Source organism: Halovivax ruber XH-70 (assembly GCF_000328525.1).
GTDB classification, from domain to species: Archaea; Halobacteriota; Halobacteria; order Halobacteriales; family Natrialbaceae; genus Halovivax; species Halovivax ruber.
In genome coordinates, this window is record NC_019964.1 from 1626084 (window position 1) to 1649566 (window position 23483).

At 64.3% G+C, this 23483-nt stretch carries 24 protein-coding genes; 8 read left to right on the plus strand and 16 right to left on the minus strand.

Annotation, left to right across the window (positions count from 1 at the left end; all coding sequences use genetic code 11):
• Positions 1–31: 31 nt before the first annotated feature.
• Positions 32–2215, minus strand: coding sequence for an AAA family ATPase (locus HALRU_RS07655; RefSeq protein ID WP_015300826.1), 2184 nt, complete (start codon positions 2213–2215; stop codon positions 32–34).
• Positions 2216–2367: 152 nt separating this feature from the next.
• On the opposite strand from HALRU_RS07655, the gene HALRU_RS16115 reads away from it, so the two are divergent.
• Positions 2368–2502, plus strand: coding sequence for a DUF7128 family protein (locus tag HALRU_RS16115; RefSeq protein WP_015300827.1), 135 nt, complete (start codon positions 2368–2370; stop codon positions 2500–2502).
• A gap of 135 nt (positions 2503–2637) precedes the next feature.
• Here the strand turns inward: HALRU_RS16115 and HALRU_RS07660 are convergent, their stop codons facing one another.
• Positions 2638–3066 (minus strand): DUF5796 family protein, encoded by a 429-nt coding sequence (locus HALRU_RS07660; RefSeq protein WP_015300828.1) that lies wholly within the window; start codon positions 3064–3066, stop codon positions 2638–2640.
• A 113-nt stretch (positions 3067–3179) separates the two neighbouring features.
• Here HALRU_RS07660 and HALRU_RS07665 point away from each other — a divergent pair, with 113 nt between their 5' ends.
• The gene (locus HALRU_RS07665; RefSeq protein WP_015300829.1) at positions 3180–4052 is read left to right on the plus strand and encodes a shikimate kinase; all 873 of its coding nucleotides are present in this window, start codon (positions 3180–3182) and stop codon (positions 4050–4052) included.
• A complete protein-coding gene (locus HALRU_RS07670; protein ID WP_015300830.1) occupies positions 4049–4369 on the plus strand; it encodes a chorismate mutase in 321 nt (106 codons plus the stop codon). Before HALRU_RS07665 ends, HALRU_RS07670 begins: the two co-directional genes overlap by 4 nt.
• 106 nt (positions 4370–4475) lie before the next feature.
• On the opposite strand, the gene HALRU_RS07675 is transcribed toward HALRU_RS07670, so the two are convergent.
• Positions 4476–4829, minus strand: coding sequence for a type II toxin-antitoxin system PemK/MazF family toxin (locus tag HALRU_RS07675; protein ID WP_015300831.1), 354 nt, complete (start codon positions 4827–4829; stop codon positions 4476–4478).
• Entirely contained in the window at positions 4826–5065 is a 240-nt protein-coding gene (locus HALRU_RS07680) for a hypothetical protein (protein ID WP_007696392.1), read from the minus strand. Before HALRU_RS07680 ends, HALRU_RS07675 begins: the two co-directional genes overlap by 4 nt.
• A 393-nt stretch (positions 5066–5458) precedes the next feature.
• Here HALRU_RS07680 and HALRU_RS07685 point away from each other — a divergent pair, with 393 nt between their 5' ends.
• Together HALRU_RS07685 and HALRU_RS15660 are read left to right on the plus strand one after the other, a co-directional pair.
• The gene (locus tag HALRU_RS07685; protein ID WP_015300832.1) at positions 5459–6883 is read left to right on the plus strand and encodes an MATE family efflux transporter; all 1425 of its coding nucleotides are present in this window, start codon (positions 5459–5461) and stop codon (positions 6881–6883) included.
• Positions 6884–7036: 153 nt separating this feature from the next.
• Complete coding sequence (locus HALRU_RS15660) at positions 7037–8158, plus strand: tyrosine-type recombinase/integrase (RefSeq protein WP_015300833.1); 1122 nt, start codon at positions 7037–7039, stop codon at positions 8156–8158.
• On the opposite strand, the gene HALRU_RS07695 is transcribed toward HALRU_RS15660, so the two are convergent.
• From HALRU_RS07695 to HALRU_RS07745, 11 genes are all read right to left on the minus strand, one after another.
• Complete coding sequence (locus HALRU_RS07695; RefSeq protein WP_015300834.1) at positions 8137–9225, minus strand: DUF354 domain-containing protein; 1089 nt, start codon at positions 9223–9225, stop codon at positions 8137–8139. The genes HALRU_RS15660 and HALRU_RS07695 overlap by 22 nt on opposite strands.
• Positions 9222–10478: a glycosyltransferase family 2 protein gene (locus tag HALRU_RS07700; RefSeq protein WP_015300835.1), complete on the minus strand. Its 1257-nt coding sequence runs from the start codon at positions 10476–10478 to the stop codon at positions 9222–9224. Before HALRU_RS07700 ends, HALRU_RS07695 begins: the two co-directional genes overlap by 4 nt.
• 366 nt (positions 10479–10844) lie before the next feature.
• On the minus strand, positions 10845–12635 hold the full coding sequence (locus HALRU_RS07705) for a Na(+)/H(+) antiporter subunit D (protein WP_015300836.1): 1791 nt from the start codon (positions 12633–12635) through the stop codon (positions 10845–10847).
• The gene (locus HALRU_RS07710) at positions 12635–14410 is read right to left on the minus strand and encodes a monovalent cation/H+ antiporter subunit D family protein (protein WP_015300837.1); all 1776 of its coding nucleotides are present in this window, start codon (positions 14408–14410) and stop codon (positions 12635–12637) included. The genes HALRU_RS07705 and HALRU_RS07710 overlap by 1 nt, the downstream gene beginning before the upstream one ends.
• Positions 14410–16014: a proton-conducting transporter transmembrane domain-containing protein gene (locus tag HALRU_RS07715; RefSeq protein WP_015300838.1), complete on the minus strand. Its 1605-nt coding sequence runs from the start codon at positions 16012–16014 to the stop codon at positions 14410–14412. Before HALRU_RS07715 ends, HALRU_RS07710 begins: the two co-directional genes overlap by 1 nt.
• Complete coding sequence (locus HALRU_RS07720; RefSeq protein WP_015300839.1) at positions 16007–16366, minus strand: cation:proton antiporter subunit C; 360 nt, start codon at positions 16364–16366, stop codon at positions 16007–16009. Before HALRU_RS07720 ends, HALRU_RS07715 begins: the two co-directional genes overlap by 8 nt.
• On the minus strand, positions 16363–17106 hold the full coding sequence (locus tag HALRU_RS07725; RefSeq protein WP_015300840.1) for an MnhB domain-containing protein: 744 nt from the start codon (positions 17104–17106) through the stop codon (positions 16363–16365). Before HALRU_RS07725 ends, HALRU_RS07720 begins: the two co-directional genes overlap by 4 nt.
• Positions 17103–17642 carry a DUF4040 domain-containing protein gene (locus tag HALRU_RS07730; RefSeq protein ID WP_015300841.1) on the minus strand — a complete coding sequence of 180 codons (540 nt, stop codon included), beginning with the start codon at positions 17640–17642 and terminating at the stop codon, positions 17103–17105. Before HALRU_RS07730 ends, HALRU_RS07725 begins: the two co-directional genes overlap by 4 nt.
• The gene (gene mnhG / locus HALRU_RS07735; protein ID WP_015300842.1) at positions 17639–17947 is read right to left on the minus strand and encodes a monovalent cation/H(+) antiporter subunit G; all 309 of its coding nucleotides are present in this window, start codon (positions 17945–17947) and stop codon (positions 17639–17641) included. Before mnhG ends, HALRU_RS07730 begins: the two co-directional genes overlap by 4 nt.
• Entirely contained in the window at positions 17947–18228 is a 282-nt protein-coding gene (locus HALRU_RS07740; RefSeq protein WP_015300843.1) for a monovalent cation/H+ antiporter complex subunit F, read from the minus strand. Before HALRU_RS07740 ends, mnhG begins: the two co-directional genes overlap by 1 nt.
• Entirely contained in the window at positions 18225–19289 is a 1065-nt protein-coding gene (locus HALRU_RS07745) for a monovalent cation/H+ antiporter subunit E (RefSeq protein ID WP_015300844.1), read from the minus strand. The genes HALRU_RS07740 and HALRU_RS07745 overlap by 4 nt, the downstream gene beginning before the upstream one ends.
• A gap of 317 nt (positions 19290–19606) precedes the next feature.
• Between HALRU_RS07745 and HALRU_RS07750 the strand changes: the two genes are divergently transcribed.
• Entirely contained in the window at positions 19607–20668 is a 1062-nt protein-coding gene (locus tag HALRU_RS07750; RefSeq protein ID WP_015300845.1) for a quinone-dependent dihydroorotate dehydrogenase, read from the plus strand.
• Positions 20669–20738: 70 nt separating this feature from the next.
• Here the strand turns inward: HALRU_RS07750 and allB are convergent, their stop codons facing one another.
• Positions 20739–22112, minus strand: a complete 1374-nt coding sequence (gene allB / locus HALRU_RS07755) for an allantoinase AllB (RefSeq protein ID WP_015300846.1) — start codon at positions 22110–22112, stop codon at positions 20739–20741.
• Between the two features lie 279 nt (positions 22113–22391).
• Between allB and HALRU_RS07760 the strand changes: the two genes are divergently transcribed.
• Both HALRU_RS07760 and HALRU_RS07765 read left to right on the plus strand, forming a co-directional pair.
• Positions 22392–22763, plus strand: coding sequence for a hypothetical protein (locus HALRU_RS07760; RefSeq protein ID WP_015300847.1), 372 nt, complete (start codon positions 22392–22394; stop codon positions 22761–22763).
• 226 nt (positions 22764–22989) lie between these two features.
• A complete protein-coding gene (locus HALRU_RS07765) occupies positions 22990–23478 on the plus strand; it encodes a helix-turn-helix transcriptional regulator (protein WP_015300848.1) in 489 nt (162 codons plus the stop codon).
• The last annotated feature ends 5 nt before the right edge of the window (positions 23479–23483 follow it).

A 23483-nucleotide genomic window follows, 5' to 3' on the forward strand; every position in this document is an offset into this window, starting at 1 on the left:
GATGCTCAGGGAGAAAGGCCCCCAACTCGTGTTACTCGACCGTCTCGCGGGCGCGCTCGATGTGTTCGCGTTGGATGACGACCTGGTCGGCCCGCTCGTTCGCCTCGTCGGGATCGTCGTAGCGATCGGCGACGTCGCGGATCGCATGCATCGACGCATCGCGGACGATGGCCTCGATGTCGGCGCCAGTCGTGCCCTCGAGTTCCGCCGCGAGTTCGCCAAGGTCTACGTCCTCGGCCAGCGGTTTGTCGTTCGCGTGGACCGCGAGAATCTTCTCGCGCGCCTTGCGGTCCGGCTCCGGGACCAGGACGTGTGTGTCGAGGCGCCCGGGGCGGAGTAGGGCTGGATCCAGATCGTCCATCCGGTTCGTCGCGGCCAGGACGACGAGATTGGGGTTCTCGCGCATGCCGTCGAGTTCCGTGAGCAGTTGCGAGACCACGCGCTCGGTGACCTCGTGGCTCTCGCCACGTCGGCCGACGAGGGCGTCGATCTCGTCGATGAAGATGATCGAGGGTGCCGACTGCCGGGCGCGCTCGAAGAGCTTTCGAATCGCCTTCTCGCTCTCGCCGACGTACCGGTCGAGCACCTCCGGACCGTCGACCTGAACGAAGTTGACGTCCGTCTCGCCGGCGAGCGCCCGGGCGAGGAGCGTCTTCCCGGTCCCGGGCGGCCCGTAGAGGAGAACGCCGGCTGGCGGATCGGTGTTCGTCTGTTCGAAGAGCTTGTCGTACGTGAGGGGCCACTCGACCGATTCGGTGAGCGTGCGTTTCGCCGAGTCGAGTCCGCCGACGTCGTCGAAGTCCGTGTCCGGCGACTCGGCGACGTACTCGCGCATCGCCGACGGTTCGACCGAGGCGAGTGCAGTGTCGAAGTCGGCCCGCGTGACGACCGGGTCAGCGTTCCACTCGGTGCGCGCAGCTTCGTCTGCGGGTCGGCGACGAATCGCTGCCATCGCCGCTTCGCTGGCGACCGAATCGAGATCTGCCCCGACGAACCCGTGCGTGCGTGAGGCGAGCGTCTCGATCGAGACGTCGTCCGAGAGCGGCATACCGCGCGTGTGAACTTCGAGGATTTCGTGACGACCGGCCTCGTCCGGCACGCCGATCTGTATCTCACGATCGAAGCGCCCGCCCCGACGGAGTGCCTGATCCAGGGCGTCCACCCGATTGGTCGCGCCGATCACGATGACGTCACCACGGCCGTCGAGACCGTCCATCAACGAGAGAAGTTGACCGACGATGCGGCTCTCGGCGTCGGCGTCGCCGTCGCGCGCGCTCGCAATGGAGTCGATCTCGTCGAAGAAGATGATCGTCGGCGACTCCTCGCGAGCGTGTTCGAACGCCTCCCGCAGTTTCTCCTCGGACTCGCCCTTGTACTTCGACATAATCTCTGGGCCGGAGATGGAGATGAAGTGGGCGTCCACCTCGTTCGCGACGGCCCGTGCGATCAGGGTCTTGCCCGTGCCGGGTGGTCCGTACAGGAGGACGCCGGATGGGGGCTCCACGCCAAGACGCTGGAAGAGTGCCGGCTCCGATAGCGGAAGCTCGATCATCTCGCGGACGAGTTCGAGTTCCTCGTCGAGCCCGCCGATGTCCTCGTACGTGGCTCCCGAAGCGGGCCGTGATCGGGCACCTGTCGCGGCCGGTTGGGCGGGTTGCTCGGCGCTCGCGTCTCCCCGGTCGCGAACGTCCGTCGCGTCCTGTCCATTGCTCACGACGATGTCCGTGTCGGTCGTGATGCGAACGTCACCGTCGGGAACGGTCGCGACGACCCGGAACGGTTCCCCGGCGACCCCCTCGATTCTGATCTGCTCGCCGGCCCGAACGGGTCGGTTTCTGAGTTTCTGGTTCGCGACCCGTTCGGTAAGGTTGGTCTCGGCTTCGTTGGCGACGGTGGGTGCGGCCAGAACGACTTCGTCTGCCGGCGAAATCGACGAGCCATCGAGCGGACGCACCGTGACGCTATCTCCGACGTGCACCCCTGCATTGGCGCGCGCGTCGGCATCGATCTGAACCACGGTGTCGTCCACCGTCGGATCGGCCGGCCACATCTTCGCGACGGTCGAGTCCGTCCCCTCGATAACCACCGAATCCCCGCTCAGCACACCGAGTGCGCGGCGGGCTGGTTCCGGTATTCTGGCCACGCCTCGCCCGGCATCTCGCTTCTCGGCTGCACGCACCGAGAGGCGTACTCCGTCAGTGTCCGACTCGCTCATGTGAGGTCTTACGTGGCTGTCACCTTGAGAATTATCCTCGTCGGCCGTGTGGTCAGGGGCCAGGAATCAGTGACTGGCTGTCCCCCATGTACCCCCAAGATGTATGGTGACACGACACAATGCCTTTCCGATCACGGCCCGTTGTCGCCGACATGGTCGCCGAAACCGAGCGGGACGGTGAGACGTGGTACGAGTGCGACAGTTGCGGCATGCTGTTCGACGACCGGGACGATGCGAAGACGCACGAAGCCAATTGCGACGAGGAAGATCCGACATACATCCAGTGAGAGCCTGATTCGGTAGCAGACAGAGTTACCGAGAGACGAGACTCGTCGGGACGCTATGGTGGCGACTCACGACCGTACTCGTTCGTCTCCGGTGTCGGGAGAGGCCGATCGACGTTCCGGGAGGAGTTCGATCGACTACGTCTCGGTGACGAGTTCGTACGCACGCTCGCTGAACTCGTCTTCGGCGAAGACGAAAACTCGGCCATCGACGACCGCCGGTTCGACGCTGACCGTGACGGAGTGGCCCTCGGCCGCTGCCGAGACGCCGGGGAAGAGCACGGATCGTTCTCCTTGCTCGATCAGCACCCGACCGACGCCGGTCGATTCGAGGATCTCTGCGTCCGTCTTCAGGTCGTTCACGTACGTCATCACACCCTCGACGCCGTCCTCGTCGGTGACGAGTACGTGCACCGTCTTGCCTGGTGGTGTCGTGAGCGACGACTCGATCGGCTCCGGCGGCCCGTGGTAAAACACCTCTCGCCCGTCCAGGTACCTGACGACGATCCCGCCGTCGACGAGATCCACTTCGAGCGTACTGGGGGCGACTTCCGAACGCGTGCTCATAGCCGTTCGTACGGCTGGGCGCGCCTAAAGACTGTGTTTCTCCCCGTCGACCGCCCCCTGGCAATCACTCCCGTCACCGTCAGCGGTAAGTAGCCCCTCGGCTCAGTGGCGATATGGACGGACGGGCCGTCGCCCCCGCTGCAGGCACCGTGGTCAACGCCATCGCGACCGGTCACGGCGCCGCGTTCGCGATCGATCTTGAGACCACCGCAACGGTCGAGCTCACGAGCGACGGCGACATCCGAGGTACGGTCGCCGACGCCCCGGACGCCGATACGGAACTCGTCGAGCAGTGCGTTCGACACGTCTTCGACGCAGTCGGAGACGAAGCCGGACTCGATCGATCAATCGCCGGTGCCCGGATCCGAACGGAGAGTGCCGTGCCGATGGCCGCCGGTCTGAAAAGTTCGAGCGCCGCCGCAAACGCGACGGTACTGGCGACGCTCGACGCACTCGACTGTGCCGACGCGATGGACCCGATCGACGCCTGCCGACTCGGCGTCGAGGCAGCGCGAGCGGCCGGGGTCACGATCACCGGTGCGTTCGACGACGCGTCGGCGAGCATGCTCGGCGGCGTCACCGTGACGAACAACACGACCGACGAACTGGGGAAACAGGAGACGGTCGACTGGGACGTCCTCGTCTACACGCCACCGGACCGGGCGTTCAGCGCGGCCGTCGATGTCACGGCCTGCGAACGCGTCGCGCCGATGGCCGAACTCGCGATCGAACTCGCGAGTGAGGGCCGATTCGTCGAGGCGATGACCGTCAACGGCTTCGTCTTCAGTGCGACGCTGGGGTACGATCCCGACCCGTTACTCGCGGCCCTCCCGGACGCAGCCGGCGCGTCGCTGTCCGGTACGGGCCCGAGTTTCGTCGCGGTCGGGGACGCCGAAGCACTCGACGCCGTCGAACGCGACTGGACCGAGCGGCCGGGGACGACGATTCGAACGACGACCAGAACGAAGGGAGCCACTATCGTATGACCGACACCGATCCAGACCACGACACCGGGGACGAACCGACACCGGACGAGATGACTCTCGACGAACTCAGATCGGAGATTCGAGAGATCGACTCCGAACTCGTCCGACTCATCGCGCGACGGACCTACGTCGCCGACTCCATCGCCCGCGTCAAAGACGCCGAGGGGTTGCCGACCGTCGACGAAACGCAAGAACAGCGCGTGATGGACCGCGCCGGCGAGAACGCAGACCGGTTCGACGTCGATTCGAACCTCGTCAAGGCCATCTTCCGCTTGCTCATCGAGTTGAACAAGGTCGAACAGCGCGAGCGCAGGTAAGCGGTCTCGAACCGACGCGATTCGAGCCAGCAGACAATTGCGTCGATGTCGATTCACATCGACTGAGGCGATCGTTGTAATCCGCTTTCGGAACCGACTGCACAACTCAGTCCAGCCCAAGACTCAGTCTCAACGTGTCGTCTACCGCTTCCATCGTCTTGGTGTCGAGAGCTCCAACAACAGAGTGAATCCGCTTTTCGATGGAGACGACTCGAATCTGATCGAGGCGGATCGAGGAATCTTTCTCGAACGGTGACTCCGCTGCGTCGACGAAAACCTCGAACGGATAGCCTCGATGCGTCCCCGTCGTAGGCGCAACGATAGTCGTACTGGCGTTTTCGTTCCCCACGTCGTTCTGGACGACGACTGCGGGACGAGTCTTTTTCATCTCGTGGCCTTCCGCAGGATCGAGTCGAACGATAACGACGTCACCGCGACGAACCGTTGACCCCTCGCTCATGTATCTAATCCGTCCCACGCCTCGTCCGACACGTCGGTCCACCCTTCTGCCAATTCTTCAGCACTCCCAGACGCCTCACGGTACGCGGCGGCCAGCTCGTCGGTATCCGGCTGATCGTTTTCTACCTCGACGACTGCGACGGTTACACGCTTGTTCGCGTACTCCGTCCCGAGATAGATCCGCCCTCGATCGTCGGTTTCGTTGGTTTGTAGATCCTGGGCATCCACTTTCGTCATACCTCCTGCTACGGTCCGCCGATTGATAAATGCTACCCACTATTACCCACGTTTACTCTCCGGGAAGCCTTTCAACAGGTTCAAACGACCTGAACAGGGTCGCACAGCGCGAGCACAGGTGAGCGGTCTCGAACCCAGAGACGATTCGGGGCGATCGATTGGGGCTTCTCGATACCCCACTCACGCATCCGCGTTGATCGAGGTTCGAAAAGCCGGGCAGAACAAACGAGTAACAAAATTCGAATCCGGTATGTGCCTCCGTCCGACCTCCCTGTGAACTACCACCGTGTGTTTCGAATCGATAACCGGTCGGCGCTGCCGGGTCGGGAACTACTTTTACCCCCCACGGGCTAGTGCCGGGAGATTCCAGTGTTGTCGTGGCTTCCGAACCCGATGCGGCTCACGATCCTGTGGATCGGTCTCGGCCTCGCTCGGTTGGGACTGATCGACCGTGAGCGTGCGGTTCGGACGGCCGATCTCGCCTGGCCACGCATCGTGACCGGCCTTGCGCGGATGTCGAAGAGCGCGGTCGACGTCGCGATGGTCGGCATCGCGGTCGGTGAGGCGGCGATCGCCGGCGTCGGGTTCGCGACGCCGTTCTGGGGACTCGCGTTCACCATCGGCGGCGGGGTCGCCGGCGGGACGATCGCGCTCGTCTCCCAGCGCTACGGTGCCGAACAGTTCGACGAACTCGGACAGGCGATTCGCTCGTCCGTCCTGCTCGTCCTGCTCATCAGCCTTCCGGTCACCGCCTTCTTCGCGGTGTTTTCGACCGAGCTCGTCTCGATCATCACGACGAAACCCGAGCCCCTGTCGCTGGGGGCGTCCTACCTCGCGGTCGTGGCGTTCGGCGTCCCGTTCGCCGGACTCAACCTGATCGGGAGTCGCACGTTCGTCGGCATGGACGACGCCTGGACACCGATGATCATCAGAGCGGGCGGTGCCATCGCCAACATCGGTTTCAGCGCGTTCTTCATCTTCGTGGCCGACCTCGGGGTGGCCGGGGCGGCCCTCGGGACCGTGCTGGCCAACGTCGTCGTCTCGGCCGGCTTCGCGACGCTCCTGATCCGCGGGTCGTTCCCCGGCGTCCCCGACATGGTCGTCACGATCGATCCGTTCGGGTCGTACGTCAATCGAGAGATCATCCGATCGCTCGTCGAGATCGGGACCCCGGTCTTCCTGCGGAACATGGTCTGGACCGTCGCCGAACTCCCGCTACTCGGGATCGTCGACATCTTCGGCACTGACACCGCGTCGGCGTTCGTCATCACGCGACGGATCTGGGGCCTGATGAACACGCCAGGCTGGGGATTCAGCCTCGCAGCCTCCAGTCTCGTCGGGCAGGAACTCGGGACCGGTGCAGAGGACACCGCCGCCGAGTACGGGAACGAGATCATCCGATACTCCGTTGCCGTCTACGCCGTGTCGGCGACGATCGTGTTCGTCTTCGCCGAGCCGATCGTCCAGGGGTTCGTCGACGAACCCGGCTCGCAGGTCGTCCCGATCGCCATCTCTCTCGTGTACGCAGCCTGTGTCGCGATCCTCTTCCGCGGCATCGTCGGCTCCGCCGAGGGCGCGTTGAACGCTGCGGGCGACACCCGCTGGCCGTTCTACGCCCAGTTGCTCGGTATGTTCGGCGGGGCGATTCCCCTCGCATACCTCGGCGCGACGACGTCGCTCGGTATCTGGGGGCTCTACCTCGCGTTCGTCGCCGAGACGGCCGTCCCGGCTGTCGTCAACTACTACCGGTTCGGTACCGGTCGGTGGCGCGCCATCAGCCGGAGCTACCGTCCCGGCGGCACAACCAGTGACGATTAGTCCGGACCCAGTGACTGACCGAGGAATCGCCGATCCAGGAGTCAGATTTACGGATGCGGACACGGAGTTTCGAACAATGGATGCATCGGACGTGAGCAACCGGCGACGACGGAGCCACGAGCGGATCGAAACGGTCAGTGGAGTGCCCATGCGATGATCCCGATCGCGGCCGGTGTCGACCGCTACCTCGATCGCAAGTCCGTCGGCGAGGGGGCTGGAACGTACGCGGCGAACGCGTCGTCGATCCTCACCCGGTGGACGGAGTGGCTCGAGGCGGAATACGACGTAGAGACGTTCGCTGACCTGGAGCGCGCTCACCTCGAAGCATACGCCAGATACCTCTCGCGGCGGACGACACGGGACGAGTACGCTGCATCGACGGCACGAACCTACTTCGCCGTCGTCAGGGCCTTCCTCTCCTGGTGTGTCGAGGAATCGATCCTGTCGGCGAATCCCGCGGAAGCGAGTCGGGCCACTGCAGCGCTCCCCACACCAGTCGAGTCCGAAGCAGGTGGCCGATCGGTCGAACGCGCGACGTACGAACTCGAGGCCGAGGTACGACGGCTGGCTAACGAGGCACCCGATGGCTCGACCGAACGACTGAATCGGTTACGTGAGTACGCGATGATCGCGTTGTTGGCTCACGCCGGGCTGCGTGGTGGAGAACTCTTTCGAGTCCCGGAAGACGACCGACGCGACGGTGCGACGTGGGACGACGTTGACTTCTACGCAGGAACCATCAGAGTCCTCGGGACGTCACAGGAACTGGAAGACGTCTCACTGCCGGCCGGCGCCAGGACCCCGCTTCGGCGATATCGCGTCGCACTCGAACCGCCGACGACCGACTGGCCGCTCTTTCCAACCCGCCACGCACCCTCCATCGCCGCGACTGTCAGAGAGGGACTCGCCGATCGCGGATTCGACCCCGACGAGATCGACGCCGCGTTCGAATCGGCGACCGCGAGCGACCTGGCTCGCGAGTATGGAATCAGTCCCCCGGCGATCACCACCGAAGGGGCACGGACCATCCTCAAGCGCCTGAGTCAGCGCGTCGAGATCGCCGTCGACGGCGACTACCTCACGCCGGGCGATGCGAGGCGGGCCCACGACGATCGCGGCGAACGAACGGCGGCGACGGGGCCCCAGGGTGGGATTCGAACCCGGGCGCTCGAAGAATCACTCGTCGCCGTCGACGAGTCGGCGGATCAGCGTCCCGACGATCCCAGCACATCCCACGACGCCGATCCGGAGGCTCACCGCGACGACGAGGAGTAAGCGACGTCGGCAGTTTGTGTCGGTCGAGTTCGGGCTTGTCGGGTGAGCAAGTCGACGATCAGGGTCGTTCCATCCTGCAAGTCGCCAACCACCGCGTCGCGTCGTCGTTTCCACCGGGCCGGTGTTTCCGGATCCGCACTCAGCTCGTCGGCGAGCGCGAGCGCGACCGATTCGTCGGCCGTCGAGCGGAGGAGATCGTACTCGGTCTCGAGGACGACGAAGTTACTCATGTCCGCGTCGAAGTCGGTCGCGAACGATTGGATTCGCACCGCTGGCGTCCCGAGGAGGGCGGCTTCGGTCGCCATCGTCGCCGAATCGCCGGCGTAACAGTCGGCGTAGTAGAGCAGATCGTGGACGGCCGTCGGCGGGATCGGCTGTCGATACGGTTCGAGATCCGGGGGAAGCGGATCCGAACTGGAGATGTAGACGGTGCCGCGGTCGTCGAAGCGTGAGACGAGGTCGCGCTTTCCGGCCGGTGAGAGCCCCCCTTCGCCGACGTCGTGAAACGCGTCCCACGTTCGGAACCGGCAGAAGAAGTACCGATCCGACGGGTCGACACCCGCCGCACGGAGTCGGTCCGGATCGGGTTCGAACCGGTTCGGATGGAGGTACGCGAGTTCCTGAAACCCTTGGTAGCGAACGTGACCGTCCCCGAAGTCGTCCTCGAACGACGCCGGCGTGGCGATCACGTCCGCAAACGGTGCCATCAGTCGATGAGACCAGACGCCCTCGTTATCGACGAACACTACACTACGAGCGTCGACCAGGGGCGCCACGTGGGAGACGGCCACGCCACCGATCGCGGTCATCACGTCCGGGTCGATCCGACGCGCCCGGGTGAACAGCCGCCACTCGTAGGTCGCCTGTACCCGTGCGAGCGACGCGAGAGAGCGCTGGGGCCCTGCGAGGACCTCGTGGTCGATACCGTAGGCCTCCAGCAGCGGGACGGCGAGATCGTTCTCGCGGGCGTACACGAAGACGTCGTGACCCTGCTCGTCTAGTTCATCGATCGCGTGTCGGTAGAAGTGGACGTGCGCCGGATGCTGGATCGTCACGACGATCTTCATTCTTCGACCACCACCGAGCCTTCGTTCGCGTCGTGATCGAACGCCATCGCGAGACAGAGGGCGATGGCCGAACACAGCGTCCACACCCCTGCGAGCCACCACCGGATCGAACGCGTCTCGTGACCGGTTTCGGGATCCGCAGCCGTGTGTCCGTCGTCACCGTCTCTCGTCGGTGTGCCTGCATCGGGCCCTGGAGACGACGGACGGGTCGGCCGCCTGTCCACGCGACTCGAAACGAGTGACCAGATTCCCACGGCGAGCCCACCGATCCCCAGCGCGTAGAGGGCGACGAGCGGGTGGAAATCTTGCACGACGAACCGGATCCCGAGCCGGTGGAGGAACCGACGCCAGAGCAACCACGACAGTCGCGGGACGAACGTCCGGTAACTGATGTGGCTGCGTTCGTCGCCGTAGACGGCCGGCATCGCCACGTCGGCGATGGCGAATCCCTCGGCGTTCAGCACGACGAGCAAATCGTTCGCGAAGCCGTACTCCGTGTACAGCGAGTCCAGGTCGATCGCCTCCAGTGCCTCCCCGGAGATCGCGGTATAGCCGTTCTGCGGATCGACCATTCCCCAGTACCCGCTCGCGATTTTGGTCAACAGCGAGAGCAAGACGTTTCCGCCGAATCGAAACGTCGACATCGAATTCCTCTGGGCCCGCCCACGCAGTCGATTCCCCTTCGCATACGCCGCCCGTCCCTCGACGATGGGATCTATGAGTCGTGGGAGCTGATCGGGATCCATCTGCCCATCGCCGGCCATCACGGCGGTGACGTCGATGCCCTCCCTCCGTGCACACCGATATCCAGTCGTGATCGCCGCCCCGACGCCGCGATTTTCCTCGAGGCGGATCGGCACGATCGTCGGCCCTGCAGGCGATCGCTGGTTCGATACGTCAGCTCCTGGCCCGCGTGACGGGTCCGTTCCGTCTCTGGTGGCGTTCCTCGAACCAGAATTGGCGGAGGGTGCAACGCCAGTTCGATCCCCGCCATCTGACCGGGCCGATGGTGTCGGTGACGTCGCGTGATCGGTTTCGTTCGTATCGATCCGGTCTGACACGAGCTCGGCTGCGTCGTCGATCGGGTCACACGTTGCGAATCGGCAGATTTCCGCCCACGTCCCGTCGGTCGAACAGTCGTCGACCGCGTAGACCCGATCGACGTATTCCGGCATCGACGTCAGTACGTCGCCGACGAACCCTGCCTCGTTGTACGCCGGAACCACGACGGCGACACTGTGGTCGCGATACATCTCAGACCCTCGCGTCCACACCGGTCGGTCGTTCAGGTTCGGCCGCCCAACGTCCGGTCTCTATCATCCAGTCATCGCTTTCGTCCTGGCGCCAATTGTTATTCGTCGCATTTGCGCCGCTATGGGCGACGTATCCCCGTAGCCGCTCAGTAACACCACACTGGAACAGAGAAATACTTCCAGCTCGCAGGATACCGTCGATACGGTGGGCTGGTCGCCGTGAAATCAGCACTTCGAACGAGCGTATCGCCGTTCGGGTCACCAGATGCAGTGTCCAGAAACGGACCCCGCAGTGTACGGGCGACGTTACGAACTGTTCGACGTCGATACTCCCCTAGTCGGTCGAGAAATTCGGAGCGGCGATTCTTACACGAACCCGAGCGCGAGGAGCAGGGTCGTCGCCAACAGGACGAGAATCACGGCGGCCCCAATTCCAGCCCGTCGGGTGAACGCCAGAGTGAGGCCACGTTCGACGAGGGTGAGCCCATCCCGGTGCGTTCGATCGGCTTCGGGTGACGACCGACTCGTGGCGACTGCTCCCAGTGAAATCGTCCCTAGCGCAGCACTCGTCGACGCTCGATCGAGCGTCCCGATAGCTCGGTTGACCGCCCGGAGCGAGCCACGACCGAGCCCGACCGAGAGCGGGTTGTACGCGAGGTCGATGTCCGGGATGCGACCGACACGGCTGAGCGGTCCCTTCACCAGCACGAACCCGAATAGGCCCGTCGCCGCCAAGACGAAGGATTCCAGGACCTGGAAGCTATCGAAGACGTGATAGTGGGCCGCCGCGCTCGCACGTGGCAGGATGGAGACGAGGGCGTCCGGATAGACGCCGTAGAAGACACACAGCGCTGCGACGGAGAGCATCGCGACCGACTGCCCGACGGAAGCGCGCTCCACGTCGTGGGTCTGTTCGCCGTAGAAGAACACGTAGTAGCCGAGCTTGATGAACGACATGAACGTCCCGACGCCGCCGAGCAGGAGGAGGTACCACAGCGCCTCGTACTCGGGATAGTGGTGGGCCTCGTAGAGCACCATCCCCTTGCTCACGAAGCCGTTGAAGCCGGGGAAGCCGGCGATCGAGAGCGCGGCGATCGTAAAGGCGAGGAACGTGATCGGCATCGCTCGACGCATGCCGTGAATCCTGTCGAGACTCTCCGCACCGGTCCGATAGATCACCACGCCGACGGTCATGAACAGCAGCGCCTTGTAGAGGATGTGGTTGAAGACGTGCCCGAACGCGCCGGCGGTCGCGAGCGCGGATCCGATACCGACACCGGCGACCATGTAGCCGACCTGCGACTGGATGTGATAGGAGAGGAGTCGGCGCATATCGCTCTGCAGGAGTGCGAACGTGGCGCCGAAGACGGCCATCGCCCCGCCCATGTAGGCGATGGCGAGGTTGCCCTCGGGGAACGCCCGAAAGAGCGCGTAGACGCCGGTCTTGGTCGTGTAGACACAGAGGAAGACGCTCGCGGCGATGTGCGGGCGCGGGTAGGTGTCGGGAAGCCACGCGTGGAATCCGACGAACGCGACGTTGATCCCGATGCCGAGTGCGGCCAGCACCTGTGGGATGCCGGTCGCGATACCGTCACCGGTCATGACGAACGTTCCAACGCCGGGGCTCTGATAGTGCCAGATGACGGCGGCCATCAACAGGCTGCCGCCGATGCCGTGCCAGACGGCGTACCTGAAGCCAGCCCTGACAGCGGCGCCGCCGTGGTGCCAGACGAGCAGCGTCGACGTAATCGCCATCACCTCCCAGAAGAACAACAGGAGGAGCCAGTCGCCGGCGAAGACCGCCCCCAGACTAGAGGCGACGTACGTCAACGCGTACGCCGTCTGGGTCGGCGGGGCGTCGGTCGACCAGGAGTAGAGCACGGCGACGAAGCCGATGAAGGCAAAGATCAGGCCCATCAATCGGCTGAACGGATCGACGGAGACGAACACGACGTCGAATCCGGCGAATCCGAACGTCCCACTGCCGAAGAGGGTGCCCGAAAGCTCGTAGTCGGCGGGGACGAGTGCGGCGTACGCGAGCGCGCCGGCGGTCACGACCAGCCCGGCGGGGTGGATCAGTCTCGGTCGCACCACGTAGGCGAGCAGTGCGAACAGGACGAGCAATACTGGCGGAACGACGTACGGTTCGAGTGCCATCAGTGCGTCACCTCCGTCGCAACATCGACGATGTGTTCGATGAGTTCCAGAAAGACCACGTGGCCCGGAACGAGCCCGAGGACGACCGCACCGACGGCCGCGAGCACGATCGGTCCGAGCATGAACCAGGTGCTCTCGGTGCGCCAGCTCCGGCGCTCCCAGCCCGAATCCGCCGTGTGGCCCCCACCGTGCGACGACGCGTGATCGTCGGCCACGTCGGTGTCGGCGACCGATTCCTCGTGATCGTGACCGGCGCCGTCGGACTGAACCGAGGCAGACTCGTCAGCGTCAGTGTCGACAGCGGCCCCGGTGGGTTCTACCGTGGCGGCCAGGTGTCGACCGCCGTTGGTCCGCGCCGCGCTCGCCTCCACGCCCGTCTCGGAACTCGTGAGTCCACCGGGCGGGAACTCGAGCAGCGGTTTCGGGTCCGGGTGGTGTTCGTCTTCGAAGAACGCCTGGTAGACGATCGGCCAGTAGTAGGCGACGTTGAGCACGCCCGAGACGAGCAGGACGACGGCGAAGATCGCCAGGTCGAGCTCGACTGCACCGACGAGCAGGTACCACTTACTCACGAACCCGGCGAGCAAGGGCATCCCCGCCATTCCAGCCGCCGCGACCGCGAACGCGGACATCGTCAACGGCATCCGCTTGCCGATGCCGGCCATGTCGCTGATGTCGTCGGTGTGCGTCTCGACGTGGATCGCCCCGGCACAGAAGAACAGGGTGATCTTCATGAACGCGTGGGCAGGGATGTGCAACAACGCCCCGACGAGCGCGGCCGGACTCGCGAGCCCGAGTCCGAGGACGATGTACGACAGCTGTGACACGGTCGAGTAGGCGAGCCGGCGCTTCAGGTTGTCCTGTTTCAACGCGATGATACTGGCCGTGACGAGTGTGATGGCAGCGACCGTGGCGAGCGCGATTCCGACGCCGAGATCCTGGATGGCGCCGGGGCCGTAGACTTCCAGGACGACCCGGGCGATCCCGAACACCCCGCTCTTGACGACCGCGACCGCGTGCAACAGCGCCGAGACGGGCGTCGGCGCGACCATCGCGTCCGGCAGCCACGAGTGAAACGGCATCAGCGCGGCCTTGACGCCGAACCCGCCCACGAGCAGGGCGAACGCGACACGTGCCATCATCGGATCTTCGGTGAGGGCAGCGATGCCGCCGGCCTGGAACGTCGTCGTGCCCGTCAACGCGTACACCATCACCGTGCCGGCCAGCACGGCGACACCGCCACCAAGCGTGTAGAGCAGGTACTTCCGGCCGGCCCAGATCGCCTCCTCGGACTCGTCGTGGGCCACGAGCGGATACGTCGCGATCGAGAGCACTTCGTAGAAGACGAACAGTGTGACGAGGTTCGCCCCGAACGCGACGCCCATCGCCGACGCGATACTCGCCGCGAACGCTGCGAAGAACCGCGTCTGATCGTGCTCGTCGAGCCCCCGCATGTAGCCGATCGAGTAGAAGCTCGTCGCGATCCAGAGGAAGGACGCGAGCAAGGCGAACAGCACGCCCAGGCGGTCTGCCTGGAGCGTGAACCCGATCGGGTCACCGAGCCCCGTCGAGAGGAAAGTCCCGAGATCGGTCTCGTAGGCCGCACCATCGAGCACGTCGGGGACCATACTGGCCACCGTCGCGAAGGTAGCGAAGGCAGCGGTCAGCGTGACGCCCTCGCGGACGTTCGGTCGTCGACCGAGCGCGAGGATCAACGGAATCGCGATCGCCGGAATCGCCACCGCGAGCAGCGGCAGAATCGAGTCGACCGGCATTAGACGAGCACCTCCACGGTGGCGGCGAGCGCCCCCTCGATGGCGCCACCGAGCACGCCAAGGACGAGCGTCGCGAGCGCTGCGACGATCACGACCGCAAGCAGTGGTCGGGAGATTCGCCCGGCCGCCGCGGTATCCGTCCGCGACACGTCATTCGAAGGCCCATCGTTCGAAGGCTCGTCGACAGTGTGGTCCCCGTCGGTCGCTGATTCATCGATTGGGTCCCCGCCGTCGGTCGATAGGTCGGCTGCAGGCGGCGAAGCTGGTGAGCTGTCGGGCGGATCGGCGAAGTACATCCGTTCGAGCAGGCGCATCACGTATCCCAGCGTGAGTACAGTACTGGCGACGATGACCGCCAGCAGCGTCCACGCCTCGGCCTCGAACGCGCCGATGGCGATGTAGAACTTGCCGACGAATCCGACCGTGGGCGGCATCCCGACGAGCGCCAGTGCGAGGACGGCGACGGCCGCGCTGGCGTACGGCGCTCGCTCGGCGAGGCCATCGTACTCCGAAACGGTCCGAACGCCGTAGGCAGTAGCGAACGCGGCGACACCGAGGAAGAGTCCCGCCTTGATGAGTGCGTGCCCGAGCAGGTGGATCACGGTTCCGGTGAGCGCCGTCCCGTTCAGCAGGTAGATCCCGAGGACGACGAGACCGAACTGGGCGACGGAGGAGTACGCGAGCATCCGTTTGACCTCCCGTTGCATCACGGCGAGGACACTCCCGGCGACGACACTCGCCCCGGCGAGGGCGAGCAGGAGGGTGTGGATCAACGCGTTCGCCTCGAAGAACGCCGGCGTGAACACGCCGAGCGAGACTCGGACGAGCGCGTAGGCAGCCGTCGTCGAGACGAGTGCGGCGACGAGCGCTGTGACCCGGTCGGGCGCCTCCGTGTAGGCGTCGGGCTGCCAGGTGTGCACCGGAAACAGCGCGATCTTGATCACGAGACCGGCCGCGATCAGCGCGAAGGCCGTCTGCACCAGTGGGTCCTGATGCCCGATCTCCGCGAACGCCCCCTCGAGCTGGACCATATTGAGGTAGCCCGTCGCAACGAAGGCGTAGCCGACTCCGAGCAAGTACAGCGAAGCCCCGACCGTCCCGACGAGGAGGTACTTGAGCGAAGCCAGCGCGGATCGACCGGTCCCGTCACTCGCGATCAGCGCATAGGTGGCCAGCCCGCTGATCTCGAGGAAGACGTAGAGGTTGAACAGGTCGTTGGTCACCACCATGCCGGACAGCCCGGCCATCAACAGCACGTACAGGGCGTAGAAGCTGTCCTGCCGGCGTCGGTCGAAGCTGGCGACGAGCACGCCGAGACTGACGAGGGCGATCAGGCCGAGGACGACGGCCGAGATGCCGTCGACGAAGAGTTCGATCCCCCCTTCTGCGGCCGGGAAGCCGGCGATTTCGGTCCGGATCGGGCGGCCGTCCTGGCCGAGCGCTTCCCCGGCGAGGACGAACGCGATCGCCGTGTTCGCGAGCGTGGCGACCAGTGCGAGTACCCGTCCAGCACCACCGACGAAACGCCCGACTGCGAGCAGGAAAGCCGCGGTGACGAGCGGGACGACGACGAGCAAGATCGGGAAGAGTGTGAGGTCACTCATCTTCTAACACCTCCACGACGACGTCTTCACGAATCGAGCCGTATTCCTCGTGAATGCGGACGACGAGCGCGAGTGCGAGCGCTGTCAGGCTCACCCCCACCACGATGGCGGTGAGGATGAGCACGTGTGGAAGCGGGTTGACGTACGCCGATTCCGACCCTTTTCCGACCGCTGGGAGGCCCCCATCGCGGACGGAGAGCGTGATGAAGAACAGGAAGATACCTGTCTGGAAGACGTTGAGACCGATCACTTTCTTCACCAGATTCTCGTCGTCGATGATCATGTACAGGCCGATCCCGAGCAGTACCGCGAAGACGACGTAGTTGTAGTGGGTCGTGAGTAGCTCCATCATCGTCGATCACCTCCTTCGTCAGCTGGTGACGACCGATCCGATCCGTCGTCGACTGATGTCGATGGATCCGAGTCCGTCTCTACCGAATCGGCGTCGGTCGGCGTATCGGTTCGATCCGCGGGATCGTTGGTCGCTTCGTATCCGGTCCCGTTCGCAGGTTCGTCGGTCGACTCGTGTCCGGTCTGGTCCGCTGTTTCCTCACCGGATTGATCCGCTGATGCAGTGCCGGTCTGTGCCGCTTCGTCACGCCGCCGATTGGGAACACGCTGTGCTGACGGTTTCGCGTACGGAGAGCCACCCGGTGGCATCGCGCCGCGGGCCAGCTGGAAGAACAGCACGATGACGACACCGGCGACGGTCATCGCGATCCCGACCTCGACGAGTTCGATGCCGTACTTCCAGGGGTGTGGAATCGCCGGGTACACTCCGAGTTCGAGGAAGTCGCTACGGGTTCCGAAAAGTACCGCCCCTAGCGCGATCGCCGCGAAGACGAGGATCCCGCCGCTCGTAATCCCGACGAGCACGCGCTTGTCGAGCCACTCCCACGTCGGGTCGATCCCGTAGGCGAACGAGAGCATGACGATCACGGAGGCGACGATGACGCCGCCCTGGAAGCCACCGCCAGGAGAACTGGCGCCGTGAAGCGTGATGAACAGCCCGTAGGTCAGGACGAACGGGGCGACGAGTCTGACTGTCGCCATGATGATCGGACTCTCGACGTAGGTACGTCCGTCGCTCATGCGTCCACCTCCCGTCTGAGGACGGTGAGGACGGCGACGCCGGCCGTAAAGACGACCGTTGCCTCGCCGAGCGTGTCGAACCCACGATAGGCGACGAGGATCGCCGTCACGACGTTCTCGACGTGGGTCTGTTCGTACGCCATGGTGACGTAGTGGTCGTAGATCTCACCGAAGACCGGATTACCCGCCGTTTCACCGATTTCGGGGAGTGCGGGAACCGTCGCGAGGATCGCGAGGACGAAGAGGCCACAGAGGGCGGCGACTCCCCAGTTGATCTCGACCGGTCTGAGTTCGATCCCGGTCAACCGGGTCGTCCGTGCGATCGAGACGAGCAGGAGGACCGTCATGATGCCGGCACCGACCGCGGCCTCCGTCAGGCCGACGTCGGGAGCACGAAGGACGATCCACAGAACGGCCATTCCGAGGCTGTACGCACCGAAGACGATGATCGCCGCGAGCACGTCTCGAAGGATGGCCGTCATCAGCGCCGAGAGGACGATGAAGACGAGCAGGCCAGCCTCGAGGAGCGTCATCATCGATCGTCACCTCGCGTCCAGGGTTCGATTCCTTGCTCGTGGGCCGCACGGGCGATAGCGTGAGCGGCGGTGGGCGACGTGATCAGCATGAGCGCGACCAGCATGGCTACCTTGATCGTGGCTACGTCGGCACCGAACGCGAGTGCGACCGCCGAAAGCGACAGGATCGAACCCAGGGTATCGCTCTTCGAAGCGGCGTGCGCTCGCGTGTAGAGGTCCGGAAGTCGGTAGAGCCCAACAGCCGAGACGAACGCGAAGAAGAGGCCACCGACGACCAGGACCGCGATGAGTCCCTGAATCACCATCAGAGGACACCTCCCTGTTCGACCGTAAACTTCGAGATGGCGATGCTCATGAGGAAGTTCAACAGTGCGTAGACGAGTGCGACGTCGAGAAACGCCGGGAGCTCCATCGCTGCGGCCAGTAAGGCGATGACGACCACGACGTTCGAGCCGACGACGTTGAGCGCGATGACACGATCTTGCATCGTTGGCCCGACGAGTATCCGTCCGAGAAGGACGACCGAAATCGTGACGAACCCGAGCGCACCGGCGAACAGGATCGTCGAGACGGGGCCCTCGATCACGAGGACTCACCCTCCGATTCGGCGCGGTCACGGGGCGACGGATACGGGAGTGCACTCCGCCCGTAGAAGACGAACCGAACCGCTCGTTCCAGGACCCCGTCCAACAGATCCTCTCGCGCACCTGCTGTCAGCGAGTGGACGACGAACGCCCGATCCTCGACGTCGACCGTCAGCGTCCCCGGTGTGAGCGTGATGCTGTTTGCCAGCGTCGCCATCGGGAGGCCGCCCCAGACGCCGGGTTCGAACCGCTCCATCGAGGGGTCGATCGGCAACGACGGATGCAAGACCACGTACGCGATCTGGAAGTTCGCAACCAGAATCTTGTAGCCGAGATACGGCACGTAGACCAGCCACCTGAACACGCTCGAGACCATTCGTGTCGGCCGTGGCGTGCGTTCGAACGTAACCCGCGACAGTACCCCGGCGACGAGAAGCGCGGAGATCGTCCCGGTCACCAGATCGAACGTGACGTCGGCGAAGCCACCGACGAGTACGTAAAAGCCGAGAGACATGCCGAATACCGACAGAAACTGGGCGAGACCACCTCGAATGACGATGGATGACGGTCGAGTCTGGCGGTCGACAGGCGCGACGTCGACGTCGAGGGTCGTCTGGTCGGCGAGTCGGTCGGCGAGAGACCCGGTCATCGGCCGCGTTCCCGGCGTCGCGTGGGATGGGTCGACGATGACAGAATCGATGTCGTGCTCGGTCGCGTAGGACTGGACCACGTCGGCGTACTCGTAGGGATCGAACGGATACCGATAGCGATAGATTCGCTCGGTTTCCACGTCGACTGCCCCTTCGGGATCGGTCAACGTCGTCGCTCGTTCGGCGACCTCGGTCGCCGTCTCGAGGAGTGCATCGAAATCCGGTGTCTCGGTCTGGGGGACGTCCTCGACGACCGGCGTTCCGATGGTGAGCGTGAGCCGACTGTCGGTCTCGGCCGCCAGTTCGCGGACCTTTCGCGCGGCGTACTCCACAGTCTCCTCGACTGTTGACGAGTCGGTGACGAGTACGAGGACGGAACCCGCAGTCGTCTCACCGCCGGCTTCGTCGGTCATTTTCCGGAGATTGCTATCGTACGGCCTTCAATGTTCTCGTTTGGCACGACGCGGGGGAGATACTTCCAATGATCAACCATATGCGACCCATATTTCCTACTATCTGCCCACAATGGGTGGAAAAACACTACGAACGTTGTGCCAGGTTGGGATTCGCCAGTGACTCGACTTCGATCGGCGGCGGACTTGGTCCTATCGTTCGGTTTTCGAACCCAGCGACAGACGGCTGGCGGCCGAGAGGGAGTGGGTGATGTGTGGTGGCACCCGCTGGTCGGGACCCGAGTCACTTACGTAGGTCCCCGGGCCACACGAGGACGATGGATCCGTACTCGCTACTCCGGCCGCTGTTTTTCAAGCTTCCTGCGGAGACGGCTCACGAGTACGTGACTGGTGGATTACGAGCGATCCAGTCGATCGGGCCCGCTCGACGCGCACTCCGGTCGCGGTACACGTACGAACACCCCGCGCTGGCGGTGGAGTGTTTCGATACGACGTTCGCGAACCCGATCGGTGTCGCGGCCGGGTTCGACAAGAACGCGCGGGTGTTTCCCGCCCTCTCCGATCTCGGCTTTGGATTCGTCGAGATCGGCACTGTCACACCGAACTCCCAGGCTGGCAACCCGCGGCCACGACTCTTCAGACTCCCCGGCGACAGGGCGCTCATCAACCGGATGGGGTTCAACGGAGACGGCGCCGACGCCGTTCACTCCCGTCTCGCAGCGAACACAGACGCCGCCGGTCCACTTGGCATCAACGTCGGAAAGATGAACGATTCCGACGCTGAGACGGCGATCGACGACTACCGTCGGGTCTTCGAGCGCCTGTACCCCTTCGGCGACTACTTCGTGGTCAACGTCTCCTGTCCCAACACGCCCGACGAGTTCGACGAAGCCGACCCCGACCACCTGCGACGAATCTTCGAGACGTTGCAGGCGGCGAACGAGGACGACGTTCCGCTCCTCGTCAAAATCGGCCCGGAGTCACCGCGAGAGTCGTTATACGAACTCGTCGACATCGTCGAAGCCTACGAGCTAGACGGGATCGTCGCGACGAACACGACGACGAGTCGGGACGGTGTCACCGACCCACCCGACGAACGCGGCGGGTTGAGTGGCAAGCCACTCGAAACACGCTCCACGGCGGTCATCGAAACGCTCGCCGGCTACACTGAGCTCCCAATCGTCGGCGTCGGTGGCGTCGACTCAGCTGAGAGTGCCTACGCGAAGATCCGCGCCGGGGCGTCGCTCGTTCAGCTCTACACCGGTTTCGTCTACAACGGCCCCTCGACAGCCCGGGAGATCAACCGGGGACTCGTCGAATTGCTCCACGAAGACGGCTACGATTCCATCGAAGAAGCAGTGGGTGCCGATATCGATTGAGCAATCCAGTCGGACGAGTTCGAATAGCCCGCAACCGAACGAGCCCGGCCAAAAATCTCGTCGAACCCGCTCACTCGATCTCGTCGACGTCGACGCGCGTCCCGTAGCCCGGCTCACCGGTCACCGTTCCGTCCTGGTAGACGACCTCGCCCCGAACGATCGTCGCCGTCGCTCGGCCGACGAACGATTCCCCTTCGAATGGGGTGACGGTGTTCTTCGAGTGGAGTGTCTCTCGATCGGTGAGGGTCCACTCGCGGTCGGGATCGACGATCGTGAGGTCGGCGTCCGTCCCGACTCGGAGCGATCCCTTCTGTGGGTACATTCCCCAGACCTGTGCCGGACGGGTCGAGTGCCGGTAGGCCCACTCGGTCAGTGAGAGGCGCCCGTCGTCGACGAACGAGAGCATCACTGGGACCTCGGTCTCCAGCCCGACGAACCCGGAGATGGCGTCCCACGTGTTGGCGAACGGATCGTCGACGAGCTTCTCCTCGTCAGTATGGGGTGCGTGATCGGTCGCGACACAGTCGATCACACCGGCGTCGAACGCCCGCCACAGTCGGTCTCGTTGCTCGGCGTCGCGAATCGGCGGCTGAATCCTGGCGACGTTGCCCTGTTCTCGAAGAACGTCCTCGGTGAACCAGAGATAATGTGGCGTCGTCTCGGCAGTGACGTCGACCCCTCGTTCACGGCCGCGAGCGACGGCTTCGGCACCCGACCCGGAGGAGACGTGGAACATGTGAATAGACGCGCCAGTCTCATCGGCGAACGTGATCATCCGTTCGATCGCTTCCTGCTCGGCGATGACGGGGCGAGAGTGAGCGTGATGGATCGGGTCGTTCTTGCCCGCCTCTCGATAGGCCGCCTCGTAGTGGTCGATTATCTCCCCGTTTTCCTCGTGGAAGCCGAGTCGTTTACCAGTCGATCGGATCCGCTCCATCGCGGCCAGAATCTCACCGTCCGTCGGGGCGGGGACGTCACCGACCGTCGACCCGAGAAAGATCTTGAACCCGATCGCACCCGCCTCGTCGAGCCCCGAAATTTGGTCGAGGTTCTCGGACGTGACGACGGCGTAACTCTGAAAGTCGACGTGGGCACCCCGCTCACCCGTCTCGAACTTCCGTTCGAGGTGGGCGGGCCGGTCGATGATCGGTTCCGTGTTCGGCATCCCAACGACCGTGGTAACGCCACCGGCTGCTGCTGCCCGGGTCGCCGATTCCCAGTCCTCCTTGTACTCGAGCCCCGGCTCTCGGTTGTGAATGTGACAGTCGACGACGCCGGGAGCGATCACGTCTCCATCGACGTCGAACGTGCGATCCCCCGTCGGGAGCTGGGCCGTTCGACCGGTGGCGACGATCGTCCCGTCGTCGATGGCGACACCCGCATCGGCGACGAGACCGTCGGGCGTGAGCAGTCGTCCGTTCCTGACGACGAGATCGACAGACATGGGTATCGCTTCCCGCCGATCCACAAAGTACCTTCTGAAGCAGGGACTCCGCCAGCCGACTGCGCGAGCGTCAAGCTGTCCGTTTCGGTGGGATTCTGTCACAAACCAGCACTGTGCTCATTCTGTTCGGCCCAGTGTCCCGTTGGGTGAAGTATCTCGTTCTTGCCTGAACGGTGTTAGCCACCGACGTATCGTGAAATTTCGTTACGGCGTGAGGCGTCGAAACCAGTATCGTGTACGTGATCGATAACTAACGACGGTGGTCGCGTCGTCGGTCCCATGACAGAATCACTCGTCGCCATCGATTCACTCATCGTCTTTGCCGTCAGCCTGTTGATCGGTGCGCTCGGGATCTACCTGGGTGCGAAAGTCGTCGTCGACGTCGAGGACTACACCTACGCGATCGTCACCGCATTGATCGGCGCGATCATCTGGGGCGTCGTTGGACTGTTCCTCGGTTGGATTCCCCTCCTCGGACCAGCCCTAGTCCTCCTGTCGTACCTGGCCGTGGTCAACTGGCGGTATCCCGGTGGCTGGATACAGGCGGCGGCGATCACGCTGCTGGCCTGGGTCTCCGTGCTCGTCGTGCTCTACGTCCTCGCCGTCATCGGCGTGACCGGTTTCGACGCCGTGGGCGTCCCAGGCGTGTAGCGAAGATGGACGACGCCGCACTCCGAACGCGGGCTCTCCCACGATCCGAGGCGATGCACAGGGTCGTACTCGTCGATAGGACCGGGGACACCAGCGGTACCGTGGCCATCGATCGTCTATCCGGTTCGAAACGAAAGCGATCGGATAACACACGACTCGCTGAACAAAGGCTTAGTGACCTGCTGGCGACTGACTATACCGTCGTCCCCTCGACACGTCGCTAGCCATGCTCGCTGGAACCGCACCCCCGCGTACGTGGGCGTTCACCGCCGGCCCCGATAGACTACTCACTCCCACCGAGGTCACCTGGGTCCGGGCGAACGCACCGATCGTCGACGAACTCGCCGTGGGCCCGCTCACCGGCGATCGTGTCGTCGTACTCATCGGCCTCGCGCTGGGCGTGGTCGGTCTCGCCCTGCTCGGTTCCGTCGTCCGGACACGCCTCACAGCATCCGGCAGCGATCAGCAGTCACCACCAGAACCAGAGCCGCCGCTGACTGACCACGAGTACGTCCTCAAACTCCTCGCCGAAAACGGCGGTCGGATCAAGCAGGCCGAGATTGTCGAATCGGTCGACTGGTCGAAGGCAAAAGTCAGCCGCGTCGTGGCAGACCTCGAAGCGGAACGTGAGATAACCAAGCTCCGACTTGGTCGCGAGAACCTGATCTGCCGACCGGGGTCAGAACCTGCCGCCTCGCGCTCGAAGGACGAGTGATCGTC